Source organism: Kitasatospora sp. NPDC059146 (assembly GCF_042786665.1).
GTDB lineage: Bacteria > Actinomycetota > Actinomycetes > Streptomycetales > Streptomycetaceae > Kitasatospora.
This window is the reverse complement of sequence record NZ_JBHZCY010000091.1, coordinates 16,773-37,674: the sequence shown is the minus strand read 5'-3', so window position 1 is coordinate 37,674 and position 20,902 is coordinate 16,773. Positions and strand designations below refer to the sequence as shown.

The window sequence follows — 20,902 nt, the reverse complement described above, 5'->3', positions numbered from 1 at the left end:
GGGAGTGGGTCAGGCTGCCGACCACGCCGGCGGGCGGGACTCCGTCGTTCCGGGCCCGCGACCGCGGCTCAGGCCAGGTCGGCCGTGCGCCCGAGCGCGTCCGGCTGGCTCTCCTCGATCCGCCGCAGCATCCGGGCCAGCAGGCCGGACAGCGCGGTGCGCTCCTCGCCCACGACGTCCTGCAGCAGCTCCTCCTCGAACACCGCGGCCATCCGCATCGACTCCAGCCACTTGTCGCGGCCGTTCTCGGTCAGCTCGATGATCACCCGCACCCGGTTGGACTCGTCCCGCTCCCGGGTGACCAGGTCCTCGGCCACCATCCGGTCGATCCGGTGGGTCATCGCGGCCGGGGTGAGCCCCAGCCGCTTCGCCAGCTCGCCCGGGCCCAGCCGGTAGGGGCTCCCGCTCACCACCAGCGCCTTGAGCACCTCCCACTCGGCGGAGGTGATCCCGAGCACAGTCAGCTGCCGGTCGTACGCGACGCCCATCCGCCGGGAGACCCGGTTGAGGGTCTGCACGATCGTCTCGACCTGGGGGTCGACGGTGGGGAACTCCCGCTGGTAGAGGGCCACTTGCTCGGCGATGCCGAACTCCAGGGGAGTGGTCCGCGGGGGCTTGTCGGCAGCCGGCGACGGCTTGTCCGTAGTCATGCGGACCAGTGTCGCACGGGCGTGCACTCCTTAAGCCTTTGACTCCGCAGTCTTCCGGTGCTAAGACTTTATCTCGGCAGAGTTTAGGTCTGAAATCTTCTGGGCTTAAGAGTTCCAGTGGAAACAGGAAGGGATGTGCACGGTGATCGGCACGGTGAAGCAGCAGAGGCAGCAGCGACGTGGGGCGGGCGGCCCGCTGCGCCGCGTCCAGATCGGCAACGCGCTCAGCGCGTTCGGCAGCGGGTTCACGATGCCGTACATGTTCGTGTACGTGGACCAGGTGCGCGGGCTGGGTTCGCTGGCGGCCGGGATGGTGTTCACCGTCTTCGCGCTGGCGGCGCTCGCCGTCCTCCCGTTCACCGGGCGCGGCATCGACCGGTACGGTCCCCGTCCGGTGCTGCTGGCGGGTGCGGCCCTGGCCGCCACCGGCGCGTTCGCCTTCGGCCACGCCACCGGCACGCCGGCCCTGCTGGTCTCCTCGTTCCTGTTCGGCGCGGGTGTCACCACCTGCCAGCCGGCCCTCGCCACGATGATCGTCCGCTGCTCGACGGCCGCGACCCGCTCGCACGCCTTCGCGCTGCAGTTCACCCTGGTCAACCTGGGCATGGGCATCGGCGCGCTGGTCGGCGGGCAGATCGTGAACGTCGCCGACCCGGCCAGCCTCACCCGGCTGTTCACCATCGAGGCGGTCACCTTCCTCGGCCTGGCCCTGGTCACCGGCACCGCCCGGATGCCGAAGGCCCAGCTGAGCGCCGTCCAGGACGCGGCGACCGGCCCGACCGGCCTGCGCGCCCTGCTCGCCGACAAGGCGATGGTGCGGCTCAGCATCCTCGCCGGGCTGATCTTCTTCACCTGCTACGGCCAGTTCGAGTCCGGTGTCGCGGCCTTCGCCACCGACACCGTCGGCACCGCGCCGTCCACCCTGGGCCTCGCGATCGGCGCCAACGCGGTCACCATCGTGGTGCTGCAGATGTTCATGGTGCGGATCACGGCGCGCCGCCGCCGCACCACCGCGATGGCCGCGGCCGGTGTGGTCTGGCTCGGCGCCTGGGGGATGGCCCTGGTCGCCGGCCTGATCCGGACCGAGACCATGGCCGCCACGGTCGCCATCGTCTCGATCTACGCCCTGTTCGGCGTCGGCGAGTCGCTGCTCGCGCCCACCATGGGCCCGATGGTCGCCGACCTCGCCCCGGCCCGGCTGCTCGGCACCTACAACGCCGGGTACGCCCTGGTGAAGCAGATCGCCATCGCGGTCGGCCCGGCCGTCGGCGTGCTGCTGGTCGGCTCCGGCACCTGGCCGCTCTACCTCGCGGCCATGGTGGGCTCGACGCTGCTGATCGTCGTGCTGGCGCTGCGCCTGCGTCCGTACCTCACGGCCGAGCAGGACAACGCGGCCCCGGCCGTGGTCCGCACCCCGGCCCCGGTCCGGGGGCGGGAGCTGCAGACCGCCGCGTGACGGCGGGCGGCCGAGCGAATCGGCCGCTTGTGCGGCCATGTGTACGGCCGCTCGTACGGGCGCCGACCAGGTCACCTGGTCGGCGCCCGTCGCGCTTGGCTTCCCGGGCACCGCCACATAGTGTCAGTGGCTGTTGACCGCCCGGCCCCGGCCGGGGCAGCAGACCCGGGCCCGGTGCAGCAACCCCCAGGGCCCCGCAGACAGGCGAATCGGCGAGGCTATGACGCAAGCGGCGCTCACGCACCCCCCGGCGGTCCAGGCCACCGCCGAACCGGACCCGGCACCGGCCCCGCGCGGCCTGCTGCGCTGGGCGGCCGACCGTTCCGGCTGGCTCGGCCCGATCGGCGTCGCGCTCTTCGCCGGCCTGCTGCGGTTCTGGAACCTCGGCTACCCCAACGCCTTCGTCTTCGACGAGACGTACTACCCCAAGGACGCCTGGTCCCTGCTCCAGCAGGGCTTCGAGGGCACCTGGCCCGACCACGCCAACGCCGACATCCTGGCCGTCCCGCAGTCCGTCCCGCTCAGCTCCGCGCCCGAGTTCATCGCCCACCCGCCGCTCGGCAAGTGGGTGATGGCGGTCGGCGAGCAGCTGTTCGGACTGCACCCCTTCGGCTGGCGGTTCATGACCGCCCTGCTCGGCACCCTCACCGTGCTGATGCTGGCCCGGATCGGCCGCCGGCTCTTCGGCTCCACCCTGGTCGGCTGCACCGCCGCCCTGCTGATGGCCGTCGACGGCCTCCAGCTGGTGATGAGCCGGGTCGGCCTGCTCGACGGCATCCAGATGTTCTTCGTGCTCGCCTCCTTCGGCGCCCTGCTGATCGACCGCGACCACGTCCGCGCCCGGCTCGCCGGGGTCACCGACGGCGACGGGGTGCGGCTGGGGTGGCGCCCCTGGCGGATCGCCGCCGGGGTGCTCATCGGCGCCGCCTGCGCCGTCAAGTGGAACGGCGCCCCGATCCTCGCCGCCTTCGGCGTCCTGACCGTGCTCTGGGACCAGTCCGGCCGCCGCGCCGCCGGCGCCCGCCACCCCTGGCGCTCGATGCTGCGCCGGGACGCCGTACCCGCCCTCCTCGCCATGGTCGGCTCGGCCGTGGTGGTGTACGTCGGCGCCTGGAGCGGCTGGCTGGCCGGCGGTGCGAACGGCGGGGGCGGCTACGACCGGCACTGGGCGGACGGCCGCGCCGGGCTCTCCCCGGACCACGCCTTCGGCATCCCGCTGCCGCAGGTCCCGATGACCTGGGTGCCCGCGCCGCTGCGCAGCCTGTGGCACTACCACTCGCAGATGTACGACTTCAACACCGGCCTGAGCACCCCGCACACCTACCAGTCCAACCCCTTCGCCTGGCTGGTCGACGGCCGCCCGGTCTCGATGTACTGGGAGCAGGTGCCGACCGGGTCGCGCGGCTGCACCGCCCCCGGCGGCTGCGCGGCGCAGATCCTGGGCCTGGGCACCCCGTTCCTGTGGTGGGCGGCCTGCTTCGCGCTGGTCTACCTGCTGTGGCGCTGGTTCTTCCGCCGGGACTGGCGCTCGGGCGCCGTGCTGTGCGCGGTGGCCGGGATCTACCTGCCCTGGTTCCAGTACCAGGAGCGGACGATCTTCTCCTTCTACATGGTCGTGCTGGTGCCGTTCCTGTGCCTGGCCGTCGCCCAGATGCTCGGTGCGATCCTCGGCCCGGTGGGCTGCAGCCCCCAGCGCCGCCGGTACGGGGCGATCGGGGCCGGGCTGATCGTGCTCGCGATCGTCGGCTGCTTCGCCTTCTTCTACCCGCTGTACACGGCGGAGGTGATCCCGATGTCGTCCTGGCAGGACCGGATGTGGTTCACCAGCTGGATCTGATGCCGCTGTCCCCGTGGTCGCCGCCGTCGGCACCCGTACCGCTGGCGGCGTCCGGCGCCGGGCAGCTGCTGCCGGTCACCCCGGTGCTCGGGGTGGTCACCGCGGTGCTGCTGCTGGCCGCCGTGGCGGTGGCCGGCCGGGGTCTGCTCGGCCACGGGCGGGCGGTGGCGCGGGCCGGACTGCGGGCGGTCGTCCAGCTGGCCGCCGTCGCCGCGGTGATCAGCTGGGTGGTCGCCTCGCTCTGGTGGTCGGCGCTGTTCGTGCTGCTGATGTTCACGGTCGCGGTGCGCACCGCGGGCCGGCGGATGACCCCGGGCCCCGGCTGGGTCTGGGCGGCGGCCCCGATCGGCGCCGGGGTGCTGCCGGTGCTGGCCCTGCTGCTGGCCGTCGGGCTGCTGCCGCTCAAGGGCCTGTCGGTGATCCCGGTCGCGGGCATCCTGATCGGCGGCGGGCTCACCGCGACCTCGCTCGCCGGCCGGCGCGCCCTGGACGAGCTGCGGCAGCGGCGCGGCGAGGTGGAGGCGGCGCTGGCGCTGGGCTTCGAGGAGCGGGACGCCCGGCTGGAGATCTGCCGTACGGCGGCCGCGACCTCGCTGGTCCCGGCGCTGGACCAGACCCGCACCGTCGGCCTGGTCACCCTGCCCGGCGCCTTCGTGGGGATGCTGCTCGGCGGCGCCTCGCCGGTGCAGGCGGGCGCGGTGCAGCTGTTCGTGCTGATCGGGCTGCTGGCGGTGGAGTCGGTGGCGGTCGTGGTGGTGCTGGAGCTGGTCGGGCGGGGTCTGGTGACGGCCGACGCCGGGCCGGGCGGCCACGGCGTCGGGTAGGCTGGAGCGCGTTGAAGGGGAGTAGCCCTCCACCGGACCGTCGACATACTGGCCCCCAGGGGCCCGGCGCCCGGGGCACCGCTCGAGTGGCGGCTGCCGGCGAGACCTTCGGCCGCAGTGCTGTGACCATTTCCAGTGCTGTCGGGCCGAAGCGTCCCCTGACGGACCTGCGGAGGCCGGACAGCCGACCGAGGGGTTCCTCCGATGAGTTTGACCGTTGCCGCGTTGACGTTCGGCATCATCTTCCTGGCCGAGCTGCCGGACAAGACCGCGCTGGCCAGCCTGGTGCTCGGCACCAAGTACCGGGCGAGCTACGTCTTCGCGGGCGTCGCCGCCGCCATGCTGCTCCAGGTGGTGCTGGCGCTGGCCGCCGGGCACCTGCTCTCGCTGCTGCCGCACCGCTGGGTGGAGGGCGTCACCGGAGCGCTGTTCCTGGTCGGCGCGGCGATGCTGCTGTTCCACGGCGGTGAGGACGAGGAGGGGCACGCGGCCAAGGAGCCGTCCTCGAACCGCTTCTGGAAGGTGGCCGGGACCAGCTTCGCGGTCGTCGCGGTCGCCGAGTTCGGCGACCTGACCCAGATCATGACCGCCAACCTGGCCGCCAAGTACGCCGACCCGCTGGCCGTCGGCCTGGGCTCCTGGCTGGCGCTCTGCGCGGTCGGCGGGATCGCCATCGTGGGCGGGCAGAAGCTGCTCAAGTACGTGCCGATGAAGCTGATCGTCCGGGTGGCGGCGGCGATCATGGTGGTGCTGGCCGGGGTCAGCATCTTCGGGGCGATCACCGGCTGACGCCGGTCAGCAGGTGGTGCGGGTGGCCGGCGGTGGGACCGGCCGACGGCGCGGCGGCCTCCCGCCCGGCCCCGCTCAGCAGCCGGGGTCGGCGGTGAGGGCGGCCTGGGTCTTGGGGCCGTAGACGCCGTTCTCGCCCTTGATCCGGTTCTGCCGCTGGTAGTCCTGCAGCGTCGTCTGGGTCCACCAGTCGAAGGTGCCGGTGACGAGCGACTTGTCGACGAATCCGCACCCGGCGCCGACGAGCAGTTGCTGCATCGCCTTGACGTCGGGCCCGCTCATTCCCATCTGGAGCAGCCGCGGGGTCTGCGACGGGGTGGGCGTGGGCGTCGGGGTCGGCGTCGGCGTGGGGGTCGGCGTCGGTGTCGGGGTGGGGGTCGGAGTGGGTGTCGGCGTGGGGGTGGGGGTCCTGGTGGGGCTCGGTCTGGCCGACCGGGTGGCGCTCGGGCTGGGCGTCTCGGGGGTCGGCGTGGGGTCGCTGGGCGCCGGGGCGGCCACGGTCGGCGGCTCCACCGGGGCGGGGGCGAGCGAGGTGGTGGGCGCCGGTTCGGCCCGACGGGTCGGCTCGGAGGACGGCGTCACGGCGTACGCGAGGCCGACGGTGAGCGCCAGCAGTCCGGCGCCGACGCCCGCGATCAGGCCCTTGCGCCCGGCGAGGGGGCCGCGCTCGGACTGCTCGGCGGCCCGGCGCGCGGCCCGTCCGCCGGTGGGGGCGGAGTCGGGCCCGGGGGCCCCGCTGTCGAACGGGAAGTAGCCGAGCTCGTCCCCGGACGCGTCCGGGCCGGGCCGTCCGGCCGGCGGGACCGCGGGCAGGACGGTGGTGGCGCCGTTGCCGTACGCGTCCGGTGCGGGGCCCGGGACGGGCGGCAGGACGGTCGTCGCGTAGGCGTCCGCGTCCGGCCCGAGCGGGGGCGTGGCCGGCGGCTGCATCTGCTGTGCGTGCTGGGCCTGCTGCACCGGATGCCTCATCGGCTGTGCCGGCTGTGCAGGCTGTGCCGGCGCGACCGGGGGCAGCACGGTGGTCGCGAACGGGTCGGCCGTCAGCGGCGGCTCGTCGGCGACCTGCTCTGGCGCCTGCGGCACGTACGGGCGGACCAGCGGCGGGCCCTCCAGGTGCGGGAGGACGGTGGTCTCGTCGAGGCTCCGGTCGGGGAGGCAGCTGCACCCGGTGGAGCGTGCGGTGCCGCACGTCGGGCAGTGCTGGTCCGGCATCGGCCGGTCCTCCTCGGTTCTCGGGTCTCGCGATCGGGCCTGATTATGCAGGACGTCCCGGAGGGGGGACAGGGGCGTCCGGCCCCCGGCGGGGGTGTTGTGCCGGTTGGTGGTGGTTGGCCCCAGGGGAAACCGCCGGAACGCCCACGACGGGTCCGGTGCTTACGTTCGGCTCAACCCGGCGGAGCATAACGGGACATATCTGCCAGCATGGGGAACGGGGAGTGATCATCCACCTGGGCGTCCGGTCGTCCGGCCCCGCGACCCGACGGAGAGGCCATGCCGCCTGTGGAGACGTCATGACGGAGCCGCGCGCCGCGAGCGGGCGGAGCCCGGCGCACCCGCCCGGCCCGCCCGGCCCGCCCGAGGTCACCGCCGCCAACCTCTGGGTGCCGATCGGGGCCCTGCTGCTGGCGATGCTGCTCGCCGCCCTCGACCAGACCATCGTCTCCACCGCGCTGCCCACCATCGTCAGCGACCTCGGCGGCCTGGACCACCTCTCCTGGGTGGTCACCGCCTACCTGCTGGCCTCCACCGCCGCCACCCCGCTCTGGGGCAAGCTCGGCGACATGTACGGCCGGAAGCGGTTCTTCCAGGCCTCCATCGTGATCTTCCTGATCGGCTCGGTGCTCTGCGGAATCGCCCAGAACATGGGCGAGTTGATCGCCTTCCGCGCTCTCCAGGGCCTCGGCGGCGGCGGCCTGATGGTGCTCTCCCAGGCGATCGTCGGCGACCTCGTCGCCCCCCGGGACCGCGGCAGGTACCAGGGCCTCTTCGGCGCCGTCTTCGGCGTCACCAGCGTCCTCGGGCCGCTGCTCGGCGGGCTGTTCGTCGACCACCTCAGCTGGCGCTGGGTGTTCTACGTCAACCTGCCGATCGGCGCGGTCGCCCTGGTGGTGATCGCGGCGGTGCTGCACGGCACGGAGGCCCGGCGCGAGCACCGGATCGACTACCTCGGCACCGCGCTGATCGCCGCCGTCGCCACCTGCCTGGTGCTGATGACCTCGCTCGGCGGCACCACCTGGGCCTGGAGCTCCTGGCAGGTCGTCGGCCTGGGCGTGCTCGGACTGGCGCTGCTGCTCGTCTTCGTCCAGGTGGAGCGCTCGGCCGCCGAGCCCGTCCTGCCGCTGCGGCTGTTCCGCTCACGGACGTTCAGCCTGGTCGCGGTGATCTCCTTCGTGGTCGGCTTCGCGATGTTCGGCGCCCTCACCTACCTGCCGACCTTCCTCCAGGTGGTCCAGCAGGTCTCGCCCACCATGTCCGGCATCCACATGCTGCCGATGGTCCTCGGGATGCTGCTCACCTCGATCGGCTCCGGCCAGATCGTCGCCCGCACCGGCCACTACCGGGCCTTCCCGATCGCCGGGACGGCCGTCACCACGGTCGGCCTGCTGCTGCTCTCCCGGCTCGACGAGCACAGCGGCACCGCCGAGATGAGCCTCTACTTCCTGGTCTTCGGCCTCGGACTGGGCCTGGTGATGCAGGTACTGGTGCTGATCGTGCAGAACTCGGTCGGCTACCAGGACCTCGGGGTGGCCACCGCCGGCGCCACCTTCTTCCGCTCCATCGGCGCCTCCTTCGGCGTCTCCATCTTCGGGACGGTCTTCGCCAGCGGCCTGCGCTCCCGGCTTGCCGACGCCTTGGTCGGGCAGCCGCTGCCGCCGGGCTTCCGGGTGGAGGCGATCACCGCCGACCCGCGCCTGATCACCCGGCTGCCCGCCGCCCTCCAGGCCGGCGTCCACCACGCCTACGCCGAGTCGATCACCCGGGTGTTCCTGTACGCGGTGCCCGTCGCGGCGGTCGCCTTCGTGCTGTCGCTGTTCCTGCGCGAGCAGAAGCTGCGCTCCACGGTGACCGCGCCCGACCTCAGCGAGTCGATCGGGATCAACCCGGTCGAGCGCTCCTCCCTGGACGAGATCGCCCGCGCGCTGTCCGTCCTGGGCACCCGGGAGGCCCGGCGCGACCTCTTCCGGCGGATCACCGCCACCGCCGGGCTCGACCTGCGGCCCGCCTCCAGCTGGCTCCTCCTGCAGATGCACCACCACGGTTCGGTGGAGCCCGCCGAACTGGCCGAGCGGCGGGTCGTCCCGGTCTCGGTCGTCGAGGAGGCCGTCCGGGAGGTGGAGGGCCGCGGCCTCGCCGCCCGCACCGGCGGCCTGCCGCTGCGGCTCACCGAGCCGGGGGAGGAGGCGGCGCTGCGGCTGGTCGCGGCCCGGCGCACCCAGCTCGCGGAACTGCTGGGGGACTGGGACGAGCGGCAGTACGAGGACCTCGCCGCACTCCTCACCCGGCTCAGCTCCACGCTCTGCGCCGACCGGCGGGACCGGCCGGATCCGCCGACCGGGCCGCAGTCGCCGTACCGGGGGGAGGGGCGGTCGTTCTAGCCGTCCCCAGCGCTGGTGCGGCGTTCCTCACGGGCTGCCGAACCAGCGCGGGGTGTCGAGCCGGAACGGGTCCCCGGGGGCGAGCAGCCGCAGACCGTCCTCGATCCGGCGGAGTTCCTCCTCGCCGAGGGCGGCGGACCACTCGGTGCGCAGTTCCTCGAAGATCCGCGCCGAGCGGACCAGGCAGTCCACGCCCCGCTCGGTGAGCCGGACCACCTTGCGGCGGGCGTCGGCCGGGTCGCTGCCGCGCTCGACGTAGCCGAGCTGCTCCAGGGTCTCGACGGTCTTGCCCGCGGCCTGCTTGGAGACGCCGAGCCGGCGGCCGAGTTCGACGGCGGTGGTGCCCCGGGGGCCGATCGCCTGGAAGACGAAGCCGTGCATCGGGCGCAGGTCCGGGTGCCCTTCGCGGGCGATCCGCTCGTGCAGTTCGTCGATGATCGTGCGGAAGGCCAGCAGCAGGCGCAGCGGCAGCTCGAAGCCGGGCGGGGCGGGTTCGCTTGACACGATAGACAACCTCATTGACCATATAGACAACGACATTGTCCATCTTAGGGGTTCCTTCACCATGCCCGTGATCCGCTCCGCCGACGCCCGTCGCACCGAGACCCCGAACGCCGTCATGACCACCCTCGCCTCACCCACCCAGGGTGCGACCGCCCTCGCCCAGTGGCGGGTCGAGATGCCCGCCGACCGGCAGGGCCCGCTGCACGCCATGGACACCGAGCAGATCTGGACCCTGCTGGCCGGCTCGGCCGAGGTCGACCTCGCGGGCGAGACCCTGACGGTCGCCGCCGGCGACACCCTCGCCCTCCCCGCCGACGTGCCCCGCCGCATCACCACCGCCGAGGGCTTCACCGCCCTCGTCGCCTCCCCGTCCCCCTCCCACGCCTACAACCCCGACGCCCGCACCCCCGAAGGCGCCTGCGCCCTCGCCCCGCGCGACGCCGACCGCCTCCTCCCGGCCTGGATCGCCTGAGCCGGAAGCCGGAGCCCCGCCCCCTGCCCCCGCCCCGCCCCGGCGGCCCCCGGGCCCGCAGCACCCGACCGGCGGGGTGTGAGGTGTAGCAGACTGCTCGGGAGCAACCGAGCCGACGGCCGTACGGGCCCCGGCGGATCAGTGAGGAGCGGCATGTCCGTCGTCAAGATCAACGTACTGACGGTGCCCGCCGAGCAGCGCGAGGTGCTGGAGCAGCGCTTCGCCTCGCGGGCCGGTGCGGTGGAGAACTCCGACGGCTTCGAGTGGTTCGAACTGCTGCGTCCGGTCGAGGGGACCGACCAGTACCTGGTCTACACCCGCTGGCGCAGCGAGGAGGACTTCAAGGCGTGGATGGAGGGCCCGATGCAGGCGGCCCACCGTGGTGGCGGTGAGGGCGGCGAGGCGCCGAAGCGGCCGGCCGCCTCCGGGTCCACGCTGTGGTCCTTCGAGGTCGTGCAGTCGGCGGGCCCGAAGGCCTGATTCGGCGGGCTGGTAGGAGGCGGACGGCGCGCCCCGGGGTTCCGGGGTGCGCCGTCCGGCGTTCGAGGGGCCGGGCGATGCCGTCCGGGCCGACCGGGTGTGCGATGAACGGGCTTGTGGTGTGGGGGAGTTCAGGCCGCGGCGGCGTACAGGGCCGCGCGCAGCCCGGGGACGGTCTCGCGGTCGGCGCGCCACACCAGGCGGAGGTGCAGGGGCGGGGGAGCGAGGGGGAGGCGGACGAGGGCGCCGGAGGCGAGGGGCTCCCGGACGGCGAAGTCGGGGAGCAGGGCGATGCCGAGGCCCTGTTCGGCGCAGGCTCGGGTGACGGCGACGCCGCCGGTGGGGACGCGTTCGACGGCGTGGCCGAGCAGGCGCTCGCCGGCCAGCCGGAAGGAGCAGGCCGGGGTGTTCACCAGCAGGCGTTGGCCGCGCAGGTCCTCGCGGGTGAGGGCGGCGGCGCCGCCGAGCGGGTGGGCGGGGGCGGCGACCAGGGCGAGCGGGACGTCCTGGAGGTCGAGGTGGTCGAGCGGGGCGGGCGGCAGGTAGAAGCCGAGGTCGCCGAGCGGTCCGGCGGTGTCCAGGATGAGGGCGGCCTCCAGTGCCCCGGCCGCGACGCCGCCGAGCAGCGCGTCCCGGGCGGTGTCGGTGTGCAGCGCGACGTCCAGGCCGGGGCGGCGTTCGGCGAGCCGGGCCAGCACGGCCGGGACGTGGGTCGCGGCTATCGTCTCCAGCGCGCCGAGCCGCAGCCGGGCGCGGTCGGCGACCACCTCGCGGCGGGCCTGTTCGGCCTGGTCGAGCAGTGTGCGCGCCCAGGGCAGCAGCCGCTCGCCGGCCGCGGTGAGCCTGGTTCCGTGCGGGGCGCGGTCGAACAGCTCGGTGTCCAGGCTGTGTTCGAGGGTGCGGATCTGCTCGGACACCGAGGAGGGGGCCAGGTCGAGCGCCACGGCCGCGGCGGTGACGGTGCGGTGGGTGGCCACGGCCTCGAAGACGCGCAACTGACGAAGTTCCACTGGTTTCTCCGGTTCCCCCGAACGCCCGCGTGCGGTGGCGGGCCCGCTCGGCCCGCTCGTGGTGCGTGCTGCGGCTCGTGTTGAGGTGTTCGCGATGATCCTGCCGGTGTTGCGGGACAGCGTACGGCGGCGTTCGGGCATTCCGAACGCCGCGTGCGCAATCACCGGTGGAGCGGGTACCGGTCAGGCGGGCGGTTTCCAGAGCTGGTTGGTGCCGCCCGTGCAGTCCCAGAGTTCGAGCCTGGTCCCGTCGGCGCTGCCGCCGCCCCGGGCGTCCAGGCAGCGGCGGGAGCCCGGGTTGAGCAGGGTGCCGTCCGGGCGCGGGTACCAGCTCTGGGCGGCGGTGCCGTTGCAGTCGTAGAGCTGGACGGGGGTGCCGGCGGCGGTGCTGCCGTTGGTGACGTCCAGGCACTTGCCGAGGGCGCGGAGCGAGCCGTCCTGGTGGACGGTCCAGTCCTGGGCGCCGGTGGAGTTGCAGCGGTAGAGCTGGACGGCGGTGCCGTTGACGGTGGACGCCCCGTCGACGTCCGTGCACTGCCCGTCGATGCCGGTCAGCGGCCCGCTGGGGCTGGGCGTGGTCCAGCGCTGTTTTGCGGTCGTCCCGCAGGGCTGCAGCAGCAGTCGGCCGTCCGCGCCGCTCAGGCAGCGGCCGGTCGACGGGTTCAGCAGCGAGGAGTCCGGGCCCCTGCGCCATTCCTGGTCGGCGGTCCGGGTGCAGTCCCGCAGGAGCACGGCGGCGCCGTCGGCGGAGCCGGCCGGGGTGAGGCAGCCGTCCAGGACGCCGATGCTGCCGTCCGAGCCGACGGTGGCGTCCTGGGCGGCCACGCCCGAGCAGTCCGTCGCCTCCAGCGGCCGGCCGGCGTCCCCGGCGGCGGCCGAGGCGTCCAGGCAGGCGCCGTCGGAGCCGGTGATCCGCCCGGACCAGGTGGAGACGGCGGGGGACGCGGGGGTGTCGACGCCGCCCCGCAGTCGGGGTGCGCGGGAGGACGAGCCGACGGTGAGGCCGTACCGACCGCCGGGGACGCCCCAGCCGTGCACGCCCTCGTCCCAGACGGCGAAGGCGGAGCGGTCCAGCAGCAGGTCCACGTGGGTCGAGGCGCCGGGCGCCAGGGTGACCTTGTCGAAGGCCTTCAGCTGCTGCGGGGGTTCGCCGGCCGTGGCCGGGAAGGTCAGGTACAGCTGGGGCACCTCGGTGCCGGTCCGGCGGCCCCGGTTGGCGACGTCGAAGCCGACCCGGACCCGGCCGGCCTGGTCGGGGCCGGTCACGGTGAGGCCGCCGTAGTCGAAGGTGGTGTACGAGAGGCCGTGGCCGAAGGGGAACAGCGGGGCGGTGCCGCTCGCGTCGTACCAGCGGTAGCCGACGCCGAGGCGCTCGGTGTAGTGGTAGGTGCCGTCCGTGCCCGGGTACTGGGCGGCGTCCCGGATCGGGGTGGCGTCGGCGGAGGTCGGGAAGGTGACGGGCAGTCGCCCGGCCGGGTCGACGTCGCCGAACAGCACGTCGGCGAGCGCGGCGCCGCTCTGCTCGCCCGGGTACCAGGCCTCGACCACGGCGGGTACCGCGTCCAGCCACGGCATGGTGACGGGGCCGCCGGTGTTCAGCACCACCACGGTGCGCGGGTTGGCCCGGGCGACGGCCCGGATCAGCGCGTCGTCCGCCGCGGTGAGGTTCAGCGAGCCGCGGTCGGCGCCCTCGGTCTCCTGGTCGCCGACCACCACCACCGCGACGTCCGCCCCGGTGGCCGCCGCGGCCGCCGCGGCCGGGTCGTCGCCGGGGTCGTGGCGCACCTCCGTGTTCGGGCCGACCCGGGCCGCGATGCCCTGGCGGGGCGTCACCGTGTGCTCGGCGTACGGGGTGACGTGCGAGGAGCCGCCGCCACCGGTGTAGGCGCGGTCCGCCCAGGGGCCGATCACGGCGACGGACTTGAGCCGGGCGGCGTCCAGCGGCAGGGCGGACCCCTCGTTGCGCAGCAGAACCGTTCCGGCGGCGGCGGCGGTCCGGGCGTCGCGCGCTCCGGCGGCCGGGTCGACCGGGGGCGCCTGGACGCCGTCGAGCGCTCCCGTGCGCGCCATCAGCCGCAGCACCCGGCGGACCTGGTCGTCCAGCAGGGCCGGGGCGAGCCGGCCGTCCGCCGCGGCGGCTGGCAGGTCGGCGAAGTAGCTCGAACCGCCGAACTCCTGGTCCAGCCCGCCGGCGGCGGCGTTGACGGCGGAGTGGGTGGCCGGGTAGTCGGAGCCGACCACCCCGTCGAAGCCCCAGCGGCCCTTGAGCACGTCGCGCAGCAGCGGGAAGTTCTCGCACGCCCAGACGCCGTTCACCGGGTTGTAGCCGCACATCGCCGACCAGGCCCGGCCCTCCCGCACCGCCGCCCGGAAGGCGGGCAGCTCGATTTCGGCCAGGGTGCGCTCGTCCACGTCCGAGCCGTACGACTGGCGGTTGTCCTCCTGGTTGTTGGCCGCGAAGTGCTTGACCTGCGCGGCGACGCGCTGCGCCTGGATGCCGCGCACCTCGGCGGTGGCGAGCCGCCCGGCGAGGTACGGGTCCTCGCCCAGCGTCTCGAAGTTCCGCCCGCCCTGAGGGGTCCGGACGATGTTCACCATGGGCGCGTACAGCACCTGGTAGCCGCGCGCCCGGGTCTCCCGGCCCAGCACGTCGCCGTACCGGGTGGCCAGCGCCGGGTCGAAGGCGGCGGCCAGCGCGACGGGTGCGGGCAGCGCGGTCGCCGGGCGGCCGTCCCGGACGCCGGCCGGGCCGTCCGTCAGCAGCAGCGGAGGGATGCCGAGCCGGGGCACGCCCGCGACGTAGCCGACGGAGTCCACCCCGGCGGGGGCGTCCCGGCCGCGCAGCAGGGTGACCTTCTCGTCGGTGGTCAGCTGGGCGAGGAGGCTCTCGATCCGCTGCTCCGGCGATCCGGGCCCGTCCTTCGGGCGCTCGCCCGGCGCGGCCGCGGCGTTGCCGGCCGTGGCGGCGGCCAGCAGGCAGCCACCGAGGCCGAGCCGGAGGATTCGCATCCGCAGGGAGGGACGTCGCATGGCAACCACCACCGATCGACGGAGTCGTGGACGGCCGGGCGGGCCTAAAAAGTGACGATCCGTCAAATCTACGGTGGTTCGGCCCCGTACGGCAGGTGGCGCGCCGGGGCGTGTCGGGTATGTCCGGTGCGCGCGCCGGGCGGTGCGCGCGCCGCCGCCCGCCCCCCCGGGGGGCGGGAGTCGGTGTCGCGGCGGGGGCTGGGGCGGGGTCAGCCCAGTTCGGCCAGGGCCTGCTGCGCCGCCCGTGTCTTCGGGTGGCCCTCGCCGAAGTGCTCCTGCCAGGCGGCGGCGTTGGTCCGGAGGGCCTCGCGGGCCTCCGGCAGGCGGCCCTGGGCGGCGAGGACCCGGCCCCGGAGCGTGCCGACCTCCAGGGCGCGGTGGTGGTTCGGCCCGAGCGTGCGCCGGCAGAGCTCCGAGGACTTCTCCAGGGACGGCGCCGCGTCCTTCCCCAGCCCGAGCAGGGTGACCGCCGCGACGAGGTGGAGCGCGGCCTCCAGTTCCTCCTCGCCGACGGGGTCCGGCGTGGGGCGTTCGAGGGCGGGGCGGAGCGCCGACAGCGCTTCGTCGTGGCGGCCCTGCGCGTTCAGGGCGCGGGCCAGGCCGAGCCGGGCGGTGAGGAGGAAGCGGGCGTCCAGGCCCGCGATGCCCGCCGCCCGTTCGACGGCGGTGCGGGCCTCGGCCTCCGCCTCGACCGCCCGGCCGCGAGCCGTCAGTGAGAGCACCAGGGCGTTCCGCGCGGCCATCCCGAGCAGCACGCCACCGGGACCGCCCGAGGCTGCGACGTCCATCAGCGCCCGGGCCTGCGCCTCGGCCTCCTGGAAGCGGCCCAGGTAGACGAGTGCCTGGGTCCGGTCGGACCGGGCCTTGAGCGCCTGGGGACTGCCCCCGCCCGCGGTGGCGGTGGCGGCCGCCTCCAGCTCCGTCCAGCGCGCGACCGCCTCGGCGTGGCGGCCGAGCGTGCTGAGTGCCGCGGCCTCGATCGCCAGCGCGGCGCGGGTGTACTCGACGTCGGCCCGACCGGTGAGTTCCAGGAGGAGGGCCGCCTCGGCCCGCGCCTCCTCGGCCCGTCCCGTCCGCACCTGGACCTGGGCGAGCCCCAGCCGGGCCCAGCGGACGAGCTCGCCCCGGGCGGTCGGGTCGGGCGCCAGCCGCAGCACCTCGCGCAGCTCGGCCTCCGCCTCGGCATGACGCTGGAGGCCGCCGAGTGCGCGCGCCCACACCACCCGGCTCGCCAGGGTCGTGGCATCGTCCGGGCCGAAGACCTTCGAGCGGATGCGGACCGCCTCGCGCGCCACGGGCTCCGCGTCCCGCGCGCGCCCCCGGTTGAGCAGGCGGATGCCCTCCCGGTGCAGCTCCTGCGCCTTGGAGTCCCGCCAGTGCTGGATCAGTCCCACGTCGTACCCCCTCCGTCGATCACGACCGGGCGATGGTAGCGGGGCGCCGGGGCGTCGCCCCCGGGCGGTGCGGTTCCGGCCCCGGGCACCGCCCGCCGGGTCCCGCGAGGGGGTGGGTAGATTCTCGATCATGAGAACGACAACGGGGGACGGTCGGCCGGTGCGGGCGGCGCTCGACCGCCTGGGATCGGCACACCCGACGGCGGAGCGCTCCCGCACGCTCCTGGGCGGGGCGCTGATCGCCGTCTCGGTCCTGCTCTTCGCCTGGATCCTGGTCCTCGGGTCGGCCACCCGAGGGCAGGCCGAGGTCCGGAACTGGTCCACGGTGTGGATCGGCATGGACGTCCTCCAGGTCGCCGGCCTGATCGCCACCGCCAGGCTGCTCGTCCGGCGCTCACGCCTGACCGCCCTGGCCGCCGCCGCAGCCGCCACCCTGCTCCTCCTCGACGCCTGGTTCGACGTGATGACCGCCGAGGGCGGCGGCGCCTGGTACACCGCCCTCGCGATGGCGTTCCTCGTCGAACTCCCGGCCGCGCTCGGGCTCGCCGCCCTTGCCCGGTCCGCCCTGGACTGGGGAGTCCCGGACCGCTGAGTGCCACCGGCGCAGGCCGGGAGGACTACCAGGTGAAGAAGTCGACCAGTTCCTCGGCGGGCGGCAGCGGCGCCGCCGCCGGGAGGGGGCGGATCTGGACGAAGGCGTGCTCGAACTGGGAGTACGAGAAGGGGTCCAGGCCCGGGGCCACCACCAGGGCGTTGTCGCCGCGGCGCCAGACGCGGTAGCGCCGGACGCTGCCGGAGTGCGGTCGCCGTTCGTGGCTGACGTCGTGGTCGGGCGGGCCGAGCAGGGTGGTGAACCGGGCGGCTACGGCGTCCAGTTGCTCGGTGAAGGTGTCGGTCTCCTGGTCGGTGCTGCTCCGCCAGCCGGGGAGGGTGCCCCAGAAGTCCTCGGCCATCCCGCCGTCGGGGTGCACGTAGTACTCGTAGGCGAAGGGCAGGAAGAGGCAGTCGTCGCCGTACGCGAGGTGGCCCGCCGGTGTGCAGGCCTTCTCGTTCAGCTCGCCGAGGTGGTCGCCGGTCGAGTGCCAGCCGGCGTCGGTCATCGCGCGTTCGCCGACGTCGCCGTCCGTCCAGTCGAGGTCCGCCATCGCCACCAGCCGGGCGGCCAGTTCGGGGTCGACGGGGCAGTACGCGGTGATCCAGGGATCGTCGTCCTGGTCGGTGTCGGTCTCGGTGTCGGAGTCGGCCTCGTAGCCGGGGGATTCTGCGGACACTGGGGTGGACTCCCGTTCTGGCGGACGCTTCGAACGGTCACCCTAGCGGCGGCCGGAAGTCGACGGGGGCGTCGAAGGCCGCCCGGCGGGTGGTGCGGCGCAGGGCGCGCAGGACGGGGGTGCCGAGGGTGAGGCAGAGCACGACGGTGAGGGCGGCGCGCGGGAGGTCCCAGCCCAGGGAGGTGGTGAGGCAGTAGGCGGCGAAGCGGACCAGGTTGGCGGACAGCGGGTCGCCGGGGTGGAAGGAGATGGAGCCGGCCAGGCCGCCGATGTACGGCCAGCCCTGGAGGTTCATGATCGTGCCGTACAGGACGGCGGAGACGGCGCCGTACCCCGCGAGCAGCAGCAGTTCGAGGCGGCCGCGCAGCGCGGCCGGGCCGGGCAGCAGCCCCGCGCCGAGGCAGACCCAGCCCATGGCGAGCATCTGGAACGGCAGCCACGGTCCGACCCCGCCGGTGAGCAGCGCGGAGGCGAACATCGACAGCGAGCCGAGGACGAAGCCGAAGCCGGGGCCGAGGACCCGCCCCGACAGCACCATCAGGAAGAACATCGGCTCCAGGCCCGCCGTCCCCGCCCCCAGCGGCCGCAGCGCGGCGCCGGCCGCCGCCAGCACCCCCAGCAGGGCGACGGACTTGGCGTCCAGGCCCGGCGCCCCGCCGCCCGCCGTACGGCCTTCGGAGATCTGCGCGATGACGACGGCCAGCAGCAGCGGCAGCAGCAGGGCGAACAGCCACGGCGCGTCGGCGGAGTGGCCGACCAGGGCCGATCCGGTGGAGGCGAGCAGCGGCCAGCCGAAGGCCGTCACGCCGACCAGGGAGACCAGGGACAGTGCCGCGACGGAGCGGCGGCCGAGCGGTACGGGTCGGCTGCTCATGCGTTCAGTGCCTCCGCGACCTGCCGGACGGTGAGCCACGGTCCGGGCGCCAGCACCTTGGCGACCTGCGGCGCGAAGGCGGGGGAGGAGACCACCACCTCCGCGGTCGGGCCGTCGGCGACGATCTCGCCCTCGGCCAGGATCAGGGTGCGGTGGGCGAGTTCGGCGGCGAGCTCGACGTCGTGGGTGGCCAGCAGGACGGCGTGCCCCTCGGCCGCGAGCCCGCGCAGGATCTCGACCAGCCGGGCCTTGGCGGCGTAGTCCAGGCCGCGGGTCGGCTCGTCCAGGAGCAGCAGCGGGGGCCTGGCGGTGAGGACGACGGCGAGGGCGAGGGTGAGCCGCTGGCCCTCGGAGAGGTCCCGGGGGTGGGCGGTGCCGTCGATGCCGGGCAGCAGTCGCCCGACCAGGGTGCGGCAGGTGCCCGCGGCGGCCCCGGCGTCCGCGTCCGCGGCGGCGCACTCGGCGGCGACGCTCTCCCCGTAGAGCAGGTCGCGCGGGTCCTGGGGGACGAGGCCGACCTGCCGGATCAGTTCGGCGGGGCGGGTGCGGTGCGGGGTGCGGCCGCCGACGGTGACGCGGCCGGAGTCGGGGGCGTGCAGGCCGACCAGGCTGCCGAGCAGGGTGGACTTGCCGGCGCCGTTGCGGCCCATCAGGGCGGCGATCTCGCCGGGGCGCAGCGTCAGGTCGACCCCGCGCAGGGCCTGGACCGGGCCGCGCCGTACGGCCAGGCGGGCGCAGTCGGCGATCGGAGCGGCGTCGGGAACGGTGACGGCGCCGGGCGCGCGCCCGTCCAGGTCGGCGCGCAGCGCGGCGGCCTTGCGCCGGGCGTCCCGGACGGACAGCGGCAGCGGCCGCCAGCCGACGAGCCGGCCGAGGCCGACCACCGGCGGGTGCACGGGGGAGTGCGCCATCACCTCGGCGGGTTCGCCCAGGACGGGCGGTCCGCCGGGGGTCAGCAGCAGCACCTGGTCGGCGTACTGGACGACCCGCTCCAGCCGGTGTTCGGCCATCAGCACGGTGGTGCCCAGGTCGTGCACCAGTCGTTGCAGCACGGCCAGCACCTCCTCGGCGGCGCCCGGGTCGAGTGCCGAGGTGGGCTCGTCCAGGACCAGGACGCGCGGGTGCACGGTGAGCACCGAGCCGATCGCGACGCGCTGCTGCTGGCCGCCGGAGAGCGAGCCCAGGGCGCGGTCGCGCAGGTCGGCGAGGCCGAGCAGGTCGAGGGTCTCCTCGACCCGGCGCCGCATCACGTCGCCGGGCAGGCCCAGCGACTCCATGCCGTAGGCGAGTTCGTCCTCGACGGTGTCGGTGACGAAGTGCGCCGCCGGGTCCTGGCCCACGGTGCCGACCAGGTCGGCGAGTTCACGCGGCCGGTGTTCGCGGGTGTCCCGGCCGCCGACGGTGACCCGGCCGTGCAGCACCCCGCCGGTGAAGTGCGGCACCAGGCCGCTGACGGTGCCCAGCAGGGTGGACTTGCCGGAGCCCGAGGGGCCCACCAGCAGGCAGAGTTCGCCCTCGGGCACGGTGAGGTCGACGCCCGCCAGCGCCGGGGCGGCGGAGTCCGTGTACCGGACGGAGACCTGCTCGAAGGTGATCACGATGCCCTCCGGGGCGGGGTCGGGGCGGCGAAGGCCGGTACCAGGCCGAGGAGTACGGCCAGGACGGCGGCCAGCGGCAGCTCGGGGACGGTCGGCGGGACGACGGTGGGGGCGAAGGCGGCCGGATCCCGTGTCGCGAGGTAGCTGAACAGGGCGGCGGCGGCGACCCCGGACCCGGCGGTCAGCCACTCCGGCAGCGCCCACGGGTCGGGCCGGTAGCTGGATCTGACGGACCGTCGGTTGCCGAGCAGCAGTCCGGTGAAGGCGGCGGCCAGGCCCAGCAGCAGCACCGGCGGCGCCCAGCCGGCGCCCCCGGCGGTCAGCAGTCCGTACGCGGCCAGGCAGACCCCGAGCAGCCCGGCCAGGGTGAGCGCGGCCGTCACCCGGGCCAGTCGGCGCGGCACGTCGGCGGTGCGGCCGAAGCCGCGGGTGTCCATCGCCGCGGCCAGGGCGATCGAGCGCTCCAACGCGCCCTCCAGGACGGGGAGTCCGACGCTCAGCACGGCCGCGACGCCCTGGTCGCTGCGGCCGCGCAGGCGGCGGGCGGCGCGCAGCCGGCGTACGTCGGCGACCAGGTTCGGCGCGAAGGTCATCGCCACCACCACGGCCACGCCCGCCTCGTAGAGCGCGCCGGGCAGGGCGCGCAGCAGCCGGGCGGGGCTGGCCAGCGAGTTGGCGGCGCCGACGCAGACCAGCAGGGTGGCCAGCCGCAGCCCGTCGTACAGTGCCGCGAGCACGCCTTCGAGGGTGACCCGCCCGCCGATCCGCACCCCCTGCGCCCAGGCGGGGAGCGGGACTTCGGGCAGGCCGAACAGCGTGTGGGTGCCGGGGACGGGGGAGCCGAGCAGCACCGCGAAGGCCAGCCGGATGCCGAGCACCAGCAGTCCGAGGCGCAGGAACGCCCCGTACGAACGCGACCAGGGCGCGTCGCCGCGGCGCGCCGCGACCACGTACCCGGCGGTCGCGGCGAGCAGCAGCAGGAGCACCGGGTTGGTGGTGCGGGTCGCCGCCGCGCCGAGCCCGAGTGCCCACAACCACCAGGCCCCGGGGTGCAGTTGGCGCGGTCCGACGGGCGGGCGGGTGCTGCGGGTGCTGCGGGTGGTGCTGCTCACGGATC

Annotated in this window: 18 protein-coding genes; 8 read left to right on the top strand and 10 right to left on the bottom strand. The window is 74.9% G+C overall.

What is annotated here, in order from left to right; all coding sequences use genetic code 11:
* Window positions 1-68: 68 nt before the first annotated feature.
* Window positions 69-650 (bottom strand): MarR family winged helix-turn-helix transcriptional regulator, encoded by a 582-nt coding sequence (locus ACFXPX_RS30655; protein ID WP_375887892.1) that lies wholly within the window; start codon window positions 648-650, stop codon window positions 69-71.
* A gap of 154 nt (window positions 651-804) precedes the next feature.
* Here ACFXPX_RS30655 and ACFXPX_RS30650 point away from each other — a divergent pair, with 154 nt between their 5' ends.
* From ACFXPX_RS30650 to ACFXPX_RS30635, 4 genes are all read left to right on the top strand, one after another.
* A complete protein-coding gene (locus tag ACFXPX_RS30650) occupies window positions 805-2,106 on the top strand; it encodes an MFS transporter (protein ID WP_380644139.1) in 1,302 nt (433 codons plus the stop codon).
* A gap of 220 nt (window positions 2,107-2,326) precedes the next feature.
* Window positions 2,327-3,943 carry a dolichyl-phosphate-mannose--protein mannosyltransferase gene (locus ACFXPX_RS30645; RefSeq protein ID WP_380594081.1) on the top strand — a complete coding sequence of 539 codons (1,617 nt, stop codon included), beginning with the start codon at window positions 2,327-2,329 and terminating at the stop codon, window positions 3,941-3,943.
* A complete protein-coding gene (locus tag ACFXPX_RS30640; RefSeq protein WP_380525229.1) occupies window positions 3,922-4,767 on the top strand; it encodes an ABC transporter permease in 846 nt (281 codons plus the stop codon). The genes ACFXPX_RS30645 and ACFXPX_RS30640 overlap by 22 nt, the downstream gene beginning before the upstream one ends.
* Window positions 4,768-4,971: 204 nt before the next feature.
* A complete protein-coding gene (locus ACFXPX_RS30635; RefSeq protein WP_380407709.1) occupies window positions 4,972-5,556 on the top strand; it encodes a TMEM165/GDT1 family protein in 585 nt (194 codons plus the stop codon).
* A gap of 75 nt (window positions 5,557-5,631) precedes the next feature.
* Here ACFXPX_RS30635 and ACFXPX_RS30630 read toward each other — a convergent pair whose 3' ends face one another.
* Window positions 5,632-6,768, bottom strand: coding sequence for a peptidoglycan-binding protein (locus ACFXPX_RS30630; RefSeq protein ID WP_380644138.1), 1,137 nt, complete (start codon window positions 6,766-6,768; stop codon window positions 5,632-5,634).
* A gap of 299 nt (window positions 6,769-7,067) precedes the next feature.
* On the opposite strand from ACFXPX_RS30630, the gene ACFXPX_RS30625 reads away from it, so the two are divergent.
* Window positions 7,068-9,152, top strand: a complete 2,085-nt coding sequence (locus ACFXPX_RS30625) for a DHA2 family efflux MFS transporter permease subunit (RefSeq protein WP_380644137.1) — start codon at window positions 7,068-7,070, stop codon at window positions 9,150-9,152.
* A gap of 27 nt (window positions 9,153-9,179) precedes the next feature.
* Here the strand turns inward: ACFXPX_RS30625 and ACFXPX_RS30620 are convergent, their stop codons facing one another.
* Window positions 9,180-9,656, bottom strand: coding sequence for a MarR family winged helix-turn-helix transcriptional regulator (locus tag ACFXPX_RS30620; protein WP_375887905.1), 477 nt, complete (start codon window positions 9,654-9,656; stop codon window positions 9,180-9,182).
* 61 nt (window positions 9,657-9,717) lie between these two features.
* Here ACFXPX_RS30620 and ACFXPX_RS30615 point away from each other — a divergent pair, with 61 nt between their 5' ends.
* Window positions 9,718-10,128: a cupin domain-containing protein gene (locus tag ACFXPX_RS30615; protein ID WP_375887907.1), complete on the top strand. Its 411-nt coding sequence runs from the start codon at window positions 9,718-9,720 to the stop codon at window positions 10,126-10,128.
* Between the two features lie 153 nt (window positions 10,129-10,281).
* Window positions 10,282-10,608, top strand: coding sequence for an antibiotic biosynthesis monooxygenase (locus ACFXPX_RS30610; protein ID WP_188303748.1), 327 nt, complete (start codon window positions 10,282-10,284; stop codon window positions 10,606-10,608).
* A gap of 131 nt (window positions 10,609-10,739) precedes the next feature.
* Here the strand turns inward: ACFXPX_RS30610 and ACFXPX_RS30605 are convergent, their stop codons facing one another.
* The 3 genes from ACFXPX_RS30605 to ACFXPX_RS30595 all read right to left on the bottom strand — a co-directional run bounded on the left by ACFXPX_RS30605 (window position 10,740) and on the right by ACFXPX_RS30595 (window position 16,042).
* On the bottom strand, window positions 10,740-11,618 hold the full coding sequence (locus ACFXPX_RS30605; protein WP_380644136.1) for a LysR family transcriptional regulator: 879 nt from the start codon (window positions 11,616-11,618) through the stop codon (window positions 10,740-10,742).
* Window positions 11,619-11,801: 183 nt separating this feature from the next.
* Window positions 11,802-14,648 (bottom strand): glycoside hydrolase family 3 C-terminal domain-containing protein, encoded by a 2,847-nt coding sequence (locus ACFXPX_RS30600; RefSeq protein WP_380644135.1) that lies wholly within the window; start codon window positions 14,646-14,648, stop codon window positions 11,802-11,804.
* Between the two features lie 209 nt (window positions 14,649-14,857).
* Window positions 14,858-16,042, bottom strand: a complete 1,185-nt coding sequence (locus tag ACFXPX_RS30595) for a tetratricopeptide repeat protein (protein WP_380644134.1) — start codon at window positions 16,040-16,042, stop codon at window positions 14,858-14,860.
* A 130-nt stretch (window positions 16,043-16,172) separates the two neighbouring features.
* On the opposite strand from ACFXPX_RS30595, the gene ACFXPX_RS30590 reads away from it, so the two are divergent.
* A complete protein-coding gene (locus ACFXPX_RS30590) occupies window positions 16,173-16,634 on the top strand; it encodes a hypothetical protein (RefSeq protein ID WP_375887918.1) in 462 nt (153 codons plus the stop codon).
* 25 nt (window positions 16,635-16,659) lie between these two features.
* Here ACFXPX_RS30590 and ACFXPX_RS30585 read toward each other — a convergent pair whose 3' ends face one another.
* From ACFXPX_RS30585 to ACFXPX_RS30570, 4 genes are read right to left on the bottom strand one after another with little or no spacing between them, the layout of a single operon-like run.
* A complete protein-coding gene (locus tag ACFXPX_RS30585; protein WP_380644133.1) occupies window positions 16,660-17,313 on the bottom strand; it encodes a hypothetical protein in 654 nt (217 codons plus the stop codon).
* A 37-nt stretch (window positions 17,314-17,350) separates the two neighbouring features.
* Complete coding sequence (locus ACFXPX_RS30580; RefSeq protein ID WP_380529475.1) at window positions 17,351-18,187, bottom strand: ECF transporter S component; 837 nt, start codon at window positions 18,185-18,187, stop codon at window positions 17,351-17,353.
* Window positions 18,184-19,785, bottom strand: coding sequence for an ABC transporter ATP-binding protein (locus tag ACFXPX_RS30575; RefSeq protein ID WP_380529473.1), 1,602 nt, complete (start codon window positions 19,783-19,785; stop codon window positions 18,184-18,186). Before ACFXPX_RS30575 ends, ACFXPX_RS30580 begins: the two co-directional genes overlap by 4 nt.
* Window positions 19,782-20,897, bottom strand: coding sequence for an energy-coupling factor transporter transmembrane protein EcfT (locus ACFXPX_RS30570; protein ID WP_380644132.1), 1,116 nt, complete (start codon window positions 20,895-20,897; stop codon window positions 19,782-19,784). The genes ACFXPX_RS30575 and ACFXPX_RS30570 overlap by 4 nt, the downstream gene beginning before the upstream one ends.
* Window positions 20,898-20,902: the final 5 nt, after the last annotated feature.